General features: G+C 69.7%; 10 protein-coding genes, 3 tRNA genes and 1 pseudogene. 2 read left to right on the top strand and 12 right to left on the bottom strand.

Annotated elements, in window-relative coordinates; genetic code table 11:
- Positions 1–194: 194 nt before the first annotated feature.
- Together rplL and rplJ are read right to left on the bottom strand one after the other, a co-directional pair.
- On the bottom strand, positions 195–581 hold the full coding sequence (gene rplL, locus AHOG_RS02760; protein ID WP_093939953.1) for a 50S ribosomal protein L7/L12: 387 nt from the start codon (positions 579–581) through the stop codon (positions 195–197).
- Positions 582–652: 71 nt separating this feature from the next.
- Positions 653–1,213 carry a 50S ribosomal protein L10 gene (gene rplJ, locus AHOG_RS02755; RefSeq protein WP_093939952.1) on the bottom strand — a complete coding sequence of 187 codons (561 nt, stop codon included), beginning with the start codon at positions 1,211–1,213 and terminating at the stop codon, positions 653–655.
- A gap of 581 nt (positions 1,214–1,794) precedes the next feature.
- On the opposite strand from rplJ, the gene AHOG_RS02750 reads away from it, so the two are divergent.
- Positions 1,795–2,922, top strand: coding sequence for a hypothetical protein (locus AHOG_RS02750; protein WP_093939951.1), 1,128 nt, complete (start codon positions 1,795–1,797; stop codon positions 2,920–2,922).
- Positions 2,923–3,381: 459 nt separating this feature from the next.
- Here the strand turns inward: AHOG_RS02750 and rplA are convergent, their stop codons facing one another.
- From rplA to AHOG_RS02730, 4 genes are all read right to left on the bottom strand, one after another.
- On the bottom strand, positions 3,382–4,101 hold the full coding sequence (gene rplA, locus AHOG_RS02745) for a 50S ribosomal protein L1 (RefSeq protein ID WP_093939950.1): 720 nt from the start codon (positions 4,099–4,101) through the stop codon (positions 3,382–3,384).
- Positions 4,102–4,218: 117 nt separating this feature from the next.
- On the bottom strand, positions 4,219–5,016 hold the full coding sequence (gene nusG / locus AHOG_RS02740; RefSeq protein ID WP_093939949.1) for a transcription termination/antitermination protein NusG: 798 nt from the start codon (positions 5,014–5,016) through the stop codon (positions 4,219–4,221).
- A gap of 73 nt (positions 5,017–5,089) precedes the next feature.
- Complete coding sequence (gene secE, locus AHOG_RS02735) at positions 5,090–5,500, bottom strand: preprotein translocase subunit SecE (RefSeq protein ID WP_093939948.1); 411 nt, start codon at positions 5,498–5,500, stop codon at positions 5,090–5,092.
- Between the two features lie 34 nt (positions 5,501–5,534).
- Positions 5,535–5,607 (bottom strand) — tRNA-Trp (locus AHOG_RS02730).
- Between the two features lie 217 nt (positions 5,608–5,824).
- Here AHOG_RS02730 and AHOG_RS02725 point away from each other — a divergent pair.
- On the top strand, positions 5,825–7,066 hold the full coding sequence (locus AHOG_RS02725) for a pyridoxal phosphate-dependent aminotransferase (RefSeq protein WP_093939947.1): 1,242 nt from the start codon (positions 5,825–5,827) through the stop codon (positions 7,064–7,066).
- 272 nt (positions 7,067–7,338) lie between these two features.
- Here the strand turns inward: AHOG_RS02725 and AHOG_RS02720 are convergent, their stop codons facing one another.
- The 6 genes and pseudogenes from AHOG_RS02720 to AHOG_RS02695 form a co-directional block, all read right to left on the bottom strand.
- On the bottom strand, positions 7,339–7,764 hold the full coding sequence (locus AHOG_RS02720; RefSeq protein WP_093939946.1) for a MaoC family dehydratase: 426 nt from the start codon (positions 7,762–7,764) through the stop codon (positions 7,339–7,341).
- Positions 7,765–7,850: 86 nt separating this feature from the next.
- A pseudogene (locus AHOG_RS02715) lies at positions 7,851–8,303 on the bottom strand (FAS1-like dehydratase domain-containing protein); the annotation flags it as partial.
- A gap of 201 nt (positions 8,304–8,504) precedes the next feature.
- Positions 8,505–8,669 (bottom strand): 50S ribosomal protein L33, encoded by a 165-nt coding sequence (gene rpmG, locus AHOG_RS02710; RefSeq protein WP_069846347.1) that lies wholly within the window; start codon positions 8,667–8,669, stop codon positions 8,505–8,507.
- Positions 8,670–8,744: 75 nt separating this feature from the next.
- Positions 8,745–8,820 (bottom strand) — tRNA-Met (locus AHOG_RS02705).
- 68 nt (positions 8,821–8,888) lie between these two features.
- Positions 8,889–8,964, bottom strand: a tRNA-Thr gene (locus AHOG_RS02700).
- Between the two features lie 79 nt (positions 8,965–9,043).
- Complete coding sequence (locus AHOG_RS02695) at positions 9,044–11,668, bottom strand: putative bifunctional diguanylate cyclase/phosphodiesterase (RefSeq protein WP_093944098.1); 2,625 nt, start codon at positions 11,666–11,668, stop codon at positions 9,044–9,046.
- Positions 11,669–11,897 lie beyond the last annotated feature (229 nt).

Below are 11,897 nucleotides of genomic sequence, written 5' to 3'. Positions count from 1 at the left end.
ACAACAGGGTGACTCCGGTCCGCGCTCGAGTCAAGACGGCACGCGCCGATCACTCGCGTGGCCCAGCAGACCGTCACCTGGTGTCACCATCGTCCGTCGGAGGGCGGCCGGTCGACTCGGTGGTGGACACATGTCGGGGGGTGGTTCCCACTGGAAGCCACCCCCCGACACGCGGTGTCGCATCAGCGATCAGGTCACTTGACGGTGACCTTGGCGCCCGCGGCCTCGAGCTTCTCCTTGGCGGAGTCGGCGGCGTCCTTGGCGACGGCCTCGAGGACGGCCTTCGGCGCGCTCTCGACGAGCTCCTTGGCCTCCTTCAGGCCCAGGCCGCTGACGAGCTCACGCACGACCTTGATGACCTGGATCTTCTTGTCGCCCGCGGCCTCGATGACCACGTCGAACTCGCTCTGCTCCTCGGCGGCCTCGGCAGTGGCGGCGGCCGGGCCCGCGGCGACCACGGCGGCAGGCGCGGCGGCCGTGACGTCGAAGGTCTCCTCGAACTCCTTCAGGAACCCGGAGAGCTCGAGAAGGGTCATCTCCTTGAACTGGTCGAGCAGCTCTGCGTTGGACAGCTTCGCCATGGTGGCGGTTCCTTTCTCGCTCACCCGGCCGGTGTTCGGCTACCGGACGGGCTGGTGGTATGGGTGGGTGCTCAGGCTTCGGCCGGAGCGTCGGCGGCCTCGGCCGCCGGGGCCTCGCCTGCCGGCTTCTTCTCTTCCAGGGCGACGAAGAGCCTCGCCGCCTTGGTGGCCGGTGCCGCGAAGGTGGCGGCGGCCTTGGACAGGTTCGCCTTCAGCGCACCCGCCATCTTGGCCAGCAGCACCTCACGGGAGTCGAGGTCAGCGATCTGGTTGACCTCGTCCACGGACAGCGCGCGGCCGTCCATGTACCCGCCCTTGATGACGAGCGCCTTGTTGTCCTTCGCGAAGTCACGCAGGGCCTTGGCAGCGTCGACGGGCTCGCCGTCGACGAAGGCGATGGCGGTCGGACCGGTGAACAGGTCGCCGAGACCGTCCACTCCGGCGTCCACCGCGGCACGCTTGGCCAACGTGTTCTTCGCGACCCGGTACGTGGCGCCCTGGCCCAGTGCACGGCGCAGCTCGTTGAGCTGTGCCATGGAGAGCCCGCGGTACTCGGTGATCACCGCCGCCGAGGCGGAACGGAACCGGTCCGAGATCTCGGTGACCGCGTCGACCTTGTCGGACTTGGCCATGTCGCCTCCTCTCTGCGCATCGAATGTCGTCCGGCGCGCCGGACGACAGGTGCTCGGGTCTGCTGATTCCGAAGCGAGAGACCCGGTAGAGAAGACGAACGCCCCGGCGCTGGACGGCACGGGGCGTGGAGACGGCAGCCGCTGACGGGCTGACACGTGAAAGCCTCGTTCCTCCTGCGCGGGCCGACCGTCTTCGACGGGCCTTCGTCGTGGCGCAGTCGCCTGCGGCCACGAAACCAGCGGTCTTCGGTAGAACTGGCGTCAAGGATAGCGCACGACGCGGCGAGGCCGGAGCAGGCCCTCCCGGCGCCGGGTTCGTCGGTGCGGCCCTCCGGGTCCAGCGTCGCACGGCCGTCGCCCCGTCGGCGTCGCGCGCGGCGGCCCGGCCGCCGGCCACGCCTACTCGGAGGCCACGCCCACACCCCCTGCCGAGGTCCGTGGGGCGCCCCGCCGCCCGCGGCCTGCTCGGCGCCGCCCGACCGCACGACCCCGGGCAGCCGGCGCCGGAACACTCGCGCGCGACGAGCCTCGGCCCGAGCAGGTCACTACCTGCACCCGATCACGCACGGCATGATGGGAGCGTGGCCGATCTGCGACGCCCCGACGACTCCGATGAGGCACCTCCGAGCAACGCCGCGCTGCCCGCAGGCTCGGCGCCGAGTCCTGACCAGCTCGACGCGGTGCAACGGCGTGAGTTCGAGGACTTCCGCCGCTTCCAGGAGTATCAGCGCTTCCAGGCCGCGCAGAACGAGGAGAAGCCGCCGGAGAAGGCCGTCCCGCTGTGGCGGCGCATGCTGCGGAGGAGGTTCGTCCGCAGGCTCGTCATGTTCGCGATCCTGGTGGTCGTCGCCCTGCTGGTGCAGCAGTGCATGTTCGGCGGCGGGGGGTCCGCGAGCGGCCCCAATGCCCAGAGCCCCGGATTCGGCACCGGCGGGAGCGTCCGACCCGACAACCCTCGGGAGACCGTCCGCACCGTCTACCACTACATCGGGCATCACGAGACGGGCGATCGACGCCCCTGCACGCTGTTCACCGCCTCGGCCGCCGCCGAGTTCGCCGAGGCGCACGGCGCCGAGGACTGCACGGCCGCCGTCAGGGGACTGGCGGCCGAGGTCACCGATCCCGAGCAGTACGCGAGCCCGCAGTTCGGCTCCGGCGTCGGCCGGGTCGACGGCGACACCAAGGAGATCAGCTCGTGCCGCTCGATGACCGTCCGGGGCGGGCCGTCGCTCGGCACGTTCGCGCTGGCCCGGCATTCCGACGGCGGCTGGCAGGTCACGGGCTACACGATCGAGGAGGACTGCGCCCAGGCGCCGCCCTCGGAGTCGGAGTCGGAGTCGGCCGCCGATCCCACGGTCACCGGCAGGCCGTCGGAGACCGTCCGGCTGCTGCACACCCACGTGGTCTTCGGGCCAGCCTCCCAGGGCTGTGCCCTCTTCTCCGCCGAGGCCGCGGCGGCCTTCGCCACCGCGTTCGGCGCCCCCGACTGTGCGTCGGCGGTGCGGACGCTCGGGGAGGACGTCGAGACGAGCTACCGCAGTCCCGGCTTCCCCGACTCGGCGAACAGCTCCACCGACGGCGTCGCGATCATCAGCTCCTGTGAGATGACCATCGCGGGCGGACCGCCCCTGGGGATCTTCGAGCTGACGTACCAGGACGACACCCGGTCATGGCTCATCACCGATCACCAGTCGGAGGACTGCGGCTAGCGCCTGGAGAGCCGGGCGGTGACACCCGCCCGGCGGCGCGCGCACTCCCCGTCGGCTCGCGTTCGGTTCCCCGAGCGCCGCGCCAATCGAACACCGCGCCGGTCTATGCCCCGTCCGGCTGCGTCTGCTCGGACAGCGCCCTCCCCCGGGCGGATCGACCCGCGGCAGGCGACTACTCGGCACCCGCGTCGGAGTCGCCTGTGATCGGTCCGATCCACCGGGACCGACCCGCACGGACCGTCCCACCGTGGACTGGACGACACGAACCGGATGTGGAGGCGCCGACACCACCCCGTTCATGACACCCGCCCACCACCGGCCTGCCCACGAGCCAGGGCCGCCCACGGGCGCCGCCGACCGCACGGAGCACGGAGCACGGAGCACGGAGCACGGACAGACGAATCGGGCCCCCGCCGCAGGTACGCGGCGGGGGCCCGATCAGCTGATCGCCTGGGAACCTCAGGAGGCGTTCTCGTCGGCCAGCAGGTCGCGGGTGCGGTTCGGGTCGACCGGGATGCCCGGGCCCATGGTGGTGGAGAAGGTGATCTTCTTCAGGAAGCGGCCCTTGGCGGCCGACGGCTTCGCCCGCAGCACCTCGTCCAGCGCGACCGCGTAGTTCTCGACCAGCTTCTCGGTCTCGAACGACGCCTTGCCTATCACCATGTGCAGGTTGGCCTGCTTGTCCACCCGGAAGGCGATCTTTCCGCCCTTGATCTCGGTGACGGCCTTGGTGACGTCAGGCGTCACGGTGCCGGTCTTCGGGTTCGGCATCAGGCCACGCGGGCCGAGGATGCGCGCGATCCGACCGACCTTGGCCATCTGGTCCGGGGTCGCGATCGCGGCGTCGAACTCCAGCCAGCCGCCCTGGATGCGCTCGATCAGCTCGTCGGTACCCACGGCGTCGGCGCCCGCGGCCTCGGCCTCGGCCGCCTTGTCACCCGTCGCGAAGACGATCACGCGGGCGGTCTTGCCGGTGCCGTGCGGCAGGTTGACGGTGCCACGCACCATCTGGTCCGCCTTACGCGGGTCGACGCCGAGCCGGATCGCCACCTCGACCGTGGAGTCCTTCCGCGCCTTCGCGGTCTCCCGGGCCAGCTTGGTGGCCTCCAGCGGCGAGTAGAGCCGCGCGCGGTCGATGAGCTCTTCGGCCTGACGGTAAGCCTTGCTGCGCTTGGTCATGTCCTCTGTTCCTTCGATTCTGGATCAGTCGTGGTGACGGGCCAGCGCGTGGCCCTCCCACACCCGAGCCCCGCAGGACGCGGGGTCGGATTCGACAGGCGAACGAGTTCGCCGTGGTCAGATCTTGGAGACCTGGTTGAACGACAGCTCCACCGGAGTCTCGCGACCGAAGATCGACACCAGCACCTTGAGCTTCTGTGCGTCGGCGTTGACCTCGTTGATCGTCGCGGGCAGCGTGGCGAACGGCCCGTCCATGACGGTCACCGACTCCCCGACCTCGAAGTCGACCTCGATGCTCGACTTCGCGGCCGCGGCGGCGGCCTTGCCCTTCTCCGGCTTCGCCTCCTCGACCTGCGGCACGAGGAACTTCAGCACCTCGTCCAGCGTGAGCGGCGAGGGACGCGAGGTCGCCCCGACGAAGCCGGTGACGCCCGGCGTGTTGCGCACCGCGCCCCACGAGGCGTCGTTCAACTCCATGCGAACCAGGATGTAGCCGGGCAGCACCTTGCGCTGCACCTGCTTGCGCTGGCCGTTCTTGATCTCGGTGACCTCTTCGGTCGGCACCTCGACCTGGAAGATGAAGTCCTCCACGTCGAGGGTCTGGACCCGGGTCTCCAGGTTGGTCTTGACCTTGTTCTCGTAACCGGCGTAGGAGTGCACCACATACCACTCGCCGGGCGCGCTCGCCAGCGCGGCGCGCATCTCGGCCACCGGGTCGAACTCGGGCTCGTCCTGGCGCTCCTCTGCCGACTCGCCTGCCGAGAGCGCTTCGGCAGCAGCACCGTCGGTGGCCTCCGTGGCAGTCTCGCCGGCCTCGGCGGACTCGACAGCCGTCGAGCCCTCATCGGCGCCCTTGGCGTGCACCTGCTCGTCGGACAGGCCGGTCAGCTCCTGGCTGTCCTCATTGGAGGTCACTGTCGGTCCCGCTTCCTCTCGTGTGTCGCGGTCGCGGTCCGTCCACCGACCTGCGATCCGCAACGGATCGAGATCAGCCGAACAGCCACAACACGCCCCGGCTGAAGGCGATGTCCAGTCCCGCCACCAGCGTCACCATGAAGGAAACGAAGACCAGCACCACCAGTGTGTAGGTCACCATCTGCTTGCGCGTGGGCCAGATGACCTTCCGGAGTTCGGCCACGACCTCGCGGACGAACCGCCCAAGCCTACGCGGCAGTGACGGGCGCTTGCCCTTCCCGTCGCGCGACTCGGTCGGCCGCCCCTTCCTCGGGGTGCCCGAACTCACTACCTCGCCCTTGGACGACTCGGCGTCGCCGCCGCGTCGATCCTTCCTGGCAGCCGGGCGCGCGGAGGCGCGTCGCTCGCGACGCTCGGCGGCGCTGCGTGGTCGGGAGGCGTCGTCGCCCTCCCCGTCCCGCTTGTGCTCGCGGTCCTCGCTCACGCTGCGCTCCTCCGCTCAGCCGTCGGCTTCGACGCAGGGGTGACAGGACTTGAACCTGCAACCTGCGGTTTTGGAGACCGCTGCTCTGCCAATTGAGCTACACCCCTTCGGCGAACGAACCGGTTGGTTCACCGCCGTCCGGACATCCTCCCGCATCCTCCCCGCCGCATGCGCAGGCGGGTCTGAAGCAGACAGGCTGCCTAGGAACGGAAGTGTACGGTACGCGACCCGCATTACTCCAACCCCATCGCCGACCGACGTTCGCCCGCGGCGACTCCAGGGGCAGGCTCATCGACAGAAGGCCAGGTCTGGGAGCATTCCGGCATGGCCGTTCCACAGACAGACAGCCCAGTTCCCAACCCGCACCGCCCCCGGATCTCGGCGCGGGTGAGCGGCATCCGCGAGTCCGCGACCCTGGCAGTGGACGCCAAGGCCAAGGCCCTGAAGGCAGCGGGCAGACCAGTCATCGGCTTCGGCGCCGGGGAGCCGGACTTCCCGACGCCGCCGCACATCGTGGCCGCGGCCGAGGCGGCCTGCGCCGAGCCGAGGAATCACCGTTACACCCCGGCGGGCGGCCTGCCCGAGCTGCGCGAGGCGATCGCCGAGAAGACGCTGCGCGACTCCGGCTACCAGGTGGACCCCGGTCGGATCCTGGTCGCCAACGGCGGCAAGCAGGCCGTCTACCAGGCCTTCGCCACCCTGCTGGACCCGGGTGACGAGGTGCTGCTGCCCGCGCCCTACTGGACCACCTATCCGGAGGCGATCACGCTCGCGGGCGGTGCGGCCGTGGTCGTGCCCACCGACGAGTCGACCGGCTACCTGGTCAGCGTCGAGCAGCTCGAGGTCGCCAGGACGGCCGCGACGAAGGTGCTGCTGTTCTGCTCACCGTCGAATCCCACCGGTGCGGTGTACCCGCCCGAGCTGGTCACCGCCATCGGCCGCTGGGCGGCGGAGCACGGGATCTGGGTGATCACCGACGAGATCTACGAACACCTGGTCTACGACGGCGTGCAGGCGCTGTCGCTTCCGGTCGCCGTCCCGGAGCTGGCCGACCGCTGCATCGTGGTCAACGGGGTCGCCAAGACCTTCGCGATGACCGGCTGGCGAGTGGGTTGGATGATCGGGCCGAAGGACGTCATCAAGGCGGCGGGCAGCCTTCAGTCGCACCTGACCTCCAACGTGGCCAACGTCTCGCAGCGGGCGGCACTGGCCGCCGTGTCGGGTCCGTTGGACGCCGTGACGGAGATGCGGACGGCGTTCGACCGCAGGCGGCGGACGATCGTGTCCATGCTGTCGGCGATCCCCGGCGTGACCTGCCCCACCCCGCAGGGCGCGTTCTACGTGTATCCCTCGGTCCGGGAGCTGCTCGGCAAGGAGCTGCGCGGCAGGCGGCTGACGTCGAGCGTCGATCTGGCGGAGGCCGTCCTGGAACACGCCGAGGTGGCCGTGGTGCCCGGTGAGGCCTTCGGCACCCCCGGTTACCTGCGGCTGTCCTACGCCCTCGGCGACGACGACCTGGCGGCGGGCATCGAGCGGATGAGCACGCTGCTCGCCGAGGCTCGCTAGATCGCCCCGCCCGGACGCGCACGGCCGAGGCAGCGCCGTTCGAGCCCGTCGACACCGCCGGAGGTCTCGCCCCCGGCGGTGTCGCGTTCCCGGCCTCACGGTCAGGCCGCCCTCACTCCGGCCGGGGCGTCCGGCGCCCGTGATCGGCGCGTTCCGTCTCTGCTGGTCCGCGTCGGTCGGGGATCGGACCGCGACCCTGCGGTCACCCGCCCGCGACGGCGACAGGCGCCGCGGCGGTCACCCGGTGAGATTCACCCGCCCAGGTGCGCCGATCAAGCCAGTCGCACGCGAGCGATCGCCCGACCCAGCACCGCCTGTCCTCTGCTGCGCGCCGTGACGGTGACCTTCAGCGTGCCGTCGTCCTCCCGGCCGCTCACCTTGCCGGACAGCTCGATGAGTCCGCCCGCCTCGTCGTCCGGCACCACCACCGGTCGGGTGAAGCGAACGCCGTACTCCACCACCGCGGCCGGGTCACCCGCCCAGTCGGCCACCAGCCGCGCCCCCTGCGCCATGGTGAACATGCCGTGCGCGATGACGTCGGGCAGGCCGACCGCACGGGCCACTCGCTCGTTCCAGTGGATCGGGTTGAAGTCGCCGGACGCACCGGCGTAGCGGACGAGGTCCGCCCGGCTGACCGACACCCGCAACTCGGGAAGCAGGTCGCCGACCTCGACGTCCGCCGCGACACGCAGGCTCATGCCCTGGTTCCTTCCGATTCGCTCGCGGCACCGGCCGCTTCCGCCGAGTTCCGATCCTGGGCTGCCGATCCGTTCGAGCCCGGGGCGGGCGAGTCGGCCGTTCCCCTGGCGACCAGCATGGACCGGGCGACCGTCACGAGTTCGCCGTCCTCGGTGCCGATGTCGGCGCGAACGGTGATCATGTCGTTGCCCGCCCGGCTCACGATGCTCTCGACCGTCGTCGTGGTCAGCAGGCGGTCGCCGCCTCTGATGGGGCGGTGGTGGACGAAGCTCTGATCGCCGTGCACGACGCGGCTGTAGTCCAGGCCCAGTTCGGGATCGTCGGTCAACACCGTGGTCGCGCTCATCGAGAGGATGACGGCGAACGTGGGTGGCGCGATCAGGTCCGGATGCCCGGCCGCGAGCGCGGCGTCGACGTCGTGGTGCACAGGGTCCGCCGCACCGACCGCGAGGGCGAACTCGCGGATCTTCTCCCGCGCGACCTCGTATGGCGCGGTAGGCGGATAGACACGTCCGATGAAGGCTTGATCCAGGGCCACGCGTCTTACCGTACCGAGGGGTGGTGATCGAGGATGCCGTCAGGTTCGCCCGGCAGCGGGCCGTCTTCCCGCGACGCCCTCGCAGGCCCCGTCGCGAACGAGCGGGTCAGGACCCCGGACACGACCAGGGCCCCCACCGTGTCGGTGAGGGCCCTGATCTGGTCGTGTCGTGACGACGGGGGTGCGTGAGCACCGATCCGGTCAGCGGGTCTCCTTGTGCACCCGGTGGGTGTTGCAGTTCGAGCAGTACTTCTTGATGCCCAAACGGTCCGGGTCGTTCCGCCGGTTCTTCCGGGTGATGTAGTTACGGTGCTTGCACTCCTCGCACGCCAACGTGATCTTGGGGCGAACGTCGGTGGCGGCCACGGGGAGCCTCTCTCTCACTCGGTCTCGCGGGAACGAGATGGTCGACCACTGTCATGGACAGTGGACCATCTCACTTGGTAGCGGTGGCCGGACTTGAACCGGCGACGCAACGATTATGAGCCGTTTGCTCTACCAACTGAGCTACACCGCCAGGCAAACGTGACGCAACAAACACGACTCTGCCGCGACACTCAACTGCTCAGTGCCGCGACGAGATCGTGGAGCCCCAATACGGAATCGAACCGTAGACCTTCTCCTTACCATGGAGACGCTCTGCCGACTGAGCTATTGGGGCCTGCTCGGCTGGGAGCGATCCAGACTCTACACAACGATCGCCCCGATTGAGAAATCGGGGGTACCCGCGCCGACCTGCGCTAACCGACCAGTGTGAGCACCGTCTCATCGTAGAGGCCGCGGACCCGCACCGTGCGGGCCTGCAACCAGGCCTCGAAGCGGTCCAGCGGCAGCGGCCGCGAGATCAGATAGCCCTGCGCGATGTCACAGCCCATCTCGACGAGCTGGTCCCGCACCGCGTCCTCCTCCACGCCCTCGGCGACCACCACCAGGCCCAGCGAATGGCCCAGTTCGATGATCGAGCGGACCACCGCCATGTCAGACAGATCGGAACCCATGCCGAACACGAAGCTCTTGTCGATCTTGACCTCGTCGACCGGAAGCTGCCGCAGATACGCCAGGGAGGAGTACCCGGTGCCGAAGTCGTCGACGGCCAGCACGACGCCCAGCGCGTGCAGCCTGCGCAGCACCGGCAGCGCGCGTTCCGGGTCGGACATGACCCCGGACTCGGTCAGCTCGAAGGTCAACAGCTGCGGCGGCACCTCATGCCTGCTGAGCGCCTCGCCGACCCGCTCGGGGAAGCTCTCGTCCGCCAGGTTGCGCACGGACAGATTCACCGCGGCCGAGATCCGCAGTCCTCGGTCGAGCCAGCCGCGCACCTCGATCAGGGCGCGCTCCATGACGAAGGACGTCAGCGCGTCGACCAGGCCGGTGGCCTCCACCGCGGGCACGAACTCGTCCGGGTCGAGCCTGCCGAACTCGGGGTGCACCCATCGCACGAGCGCCTCCACGCCGACGACGGCTCGGCTGCGCAGCGCGATCTTCGGTTGGAAGTGCACCTCGACCTGGCCGGTGTCCAAGGCCTGCCGGAACTGGGTGACGAGCTGGAAGCGTCGGAGGAAGATCTGCCCCATGCTCGGCACGTAGCGCCGGACCCCGGCATCACCGGTCCTGGCGGCACGCATGGCGACGTCGGCCTGTTGGAGCAGCGCGTCGGCCGGTGACTCCTCCTCGGTCGGCTCCTCGTCCAGGCAGGCGTAGCCGACGACGGCGGAGGCCTCCACCGTCAGGCGATCCACCGGGTAGGGGCGCACCACCTCGGCCAGCAACAGCTCGGCGAGCGCGGCCAGCTCCTCGTCGCCGCGGTCCAGGACCAGGACCGCGAAGGAGCCGCTCTCCAGCCGGGCGAGCGGGGCGTCGGCCCCGAGCACGTCGCGGATGCGGCCCCCCGCGGCGACGACCATCCGGTCGCTCCAGGCGTGGCCGAGAGCGTCGCTGACCGTGGAGAGGACGTCCAGGTCCAGCCGCAGTATCGACGCCTGGCGCCCCGGCTCGATGCGGGCGTCCGCGGCCTCCCGGAACCCGGGACGGTTCAGCAGGCCGGTCAGCGGATCGTGATAAGCGTCATGTCGCAGTCTGCCCAGCAGCCTGCGGTTGTCCATCGTGGTCGCGAGATGGCTGGCCAGCGTGCGCAGCAGCCGGATGTCGGCCTGACCGAATCCGCGCCAGCGACTGATGCGGTCGTGCACCTCGACGGCACCGAGCAGCTGGTGAGCGCCGCGCAAGGGCACGATGAGCGCCTCGTAGGCGCCTCGACGCCCCAGGGCGGAGCGGATCTCCTCGACCGCGTCGATCGCGCGGAAGTACCGCACCTGCGTGCCGGGAAGCTGGAGAAGCGGGTCGTCCTTGAGCTCCCCGTTCGGGAACGCCGCCGAGGGAAGCGGCTCGCCGGAGACGACGCTGAACCGGTCACCGTCGGGATCGAGCCGCAGATGCAGCACGACCCGGGTGGCGTTGAGCTGATCTCTGATCCGGTCGGTGATCGACTGCCACTCGTCCCGGGAGTCCGCGACGGCAGGAGACCGTTCGCCCGCGGGCCTTCCCGCCACGTGCTGGCCGGAGCGCGCCACGGTGAGGCTCACATCGCTCAGCGCCTCCAGATCACGCCGTTCCCGCAGCAGACCCGAGTAGGCGCGGTAGAAGGCGGCCACCGCGAGACACAGGAAGACCAGCAGCGCCCATCCCCACGGCGCCCGGTCCGCCAACTCGAATCCGACCAGGCCCACCGACGTGTTCAGCAGCCCGACCGCGAGGATGTAGGCGGCCATGCGCACCGCGCCGGAGAAGCGGACCTCTCCACCGAGGACCCGCATCGCGGCCAGCGCCAGCAGCATGCTGATCAGCGGGGAGAACAAGGCGCCGAGCATGACCGGCAGCCAGCTCGGTCCCACGCCCTCCAGAAGCCTGCCGAACACCGCGACCATCGCGAAGGGCACCGCGACCTCCAGGCACATCACCCCCGCGTTGTAGATCGCGTGGCTGTAGGCCCGTCTGCTGATCAGCGTGCCCATCAACATGCCCATGCCCGCGAGCAGGTGGGCGATCAGCACCACTTCGAACGGTGCGATGAGCAGACCGATGACCAGTGGGATCTCGGTGAAGGAGACCGTCCAGCCGACCCGGTTGACGTCGACGTGGATGGTGAAGCGCTCCGCGAGGAGGAAGCCGACGGCCAGGAGCGGCGCCGTCCAGTAGAGATCGGAGCCGAAGTCGCCGGGCACCATGACGCTGACGAAGAAGGAGGAGAGCAGGCCGACCGTCAGCAGTCCACTGGAGAACCAGCGGAAGGCACGCTGATGCTCTTCGGCACGGTGGGGAGGGCTCGTCGACTCCTCGTCGAAGACCTGGCCGGGGCCGTCGGACATGCCATCCTCCTCATGCCCCGCCGGGCGCGCGGAGTAGGCCGAGGGTTCGCGCAGGCCGACCCACGAGGTCACATATGTTTTACCATAGAAATCCGGCTTCCTTTCATGACAGAGCGCTAGATCTCAACCTTTCCTGCCGTGACCGACAAACTACTCACGGCTATTGACCAGAATGGCGTGAGCCGGTAAGCGATTGCCTTTCGATCTTGAATCACGATCAGCGACCGGC

It is taken from the genome of Actinoalloteichus hoggarensis (assembly GCF_002234535.1).
In the GTDB taxonomy this organism is placed as follows: Bacteria; Actinomycetota; Actinomycetes; order Mycobacteriales; family Pseudonocardiaceae; genus Actinoalloteichus_A; species Actinoalloteichus_A hoggarensis.
The sequence above is the reverse complement of the archived record's forward strand: the minus strand, read 5'-3'. Positions and strand labels throughout refer to the sequence as shown.

Bases quoted from the DNA above. Each gene is read 5' to 3' on its own strand.
- AHOG_RS02725 (WP_093939947.1), top strand. From the start codon at position 5,825: ATGGCCGTTCCACAGACAGACAGCCCAGTTCCCAACCCGCACCGCCCC.
- rplA (WP_093939950.1), bottom strand. From the start codon at position 4,101: ATGACCAAGCGCAGCAAGGCTTACCGTCAGGCCGAAGAGCTCATCGAC.
- rplJ (WP_093939952.1), bottom strand. From the start codon at position 1,213: ATGGCCAAGTCCGACAAGGTCGACGCGGTCACCGAGATCTCGGACCGG.
- rplL (WP_093939953.1), bottom strand. From the start codon at position 581: ATGGCGAAGCTGTCCAACGCAGAGCTGCTCGACCAGTTCAAGGAGATG.
- AHOG_RS02695 (WP_093944098.1), bottom strand. From the start codon at position 11,668: ATGTCCGACGGCCCCGGCCAGGTCTTCGACGAGGAGTCGACGAGCCCT.
- AHOG_RS02720 (WP_093939946.1), bottom strand. From the start codon at position 7,764: ATGAGCCTGCGTGTCGCGGCGGACGTCGAGGTCGGCGACCTGCTTCCC.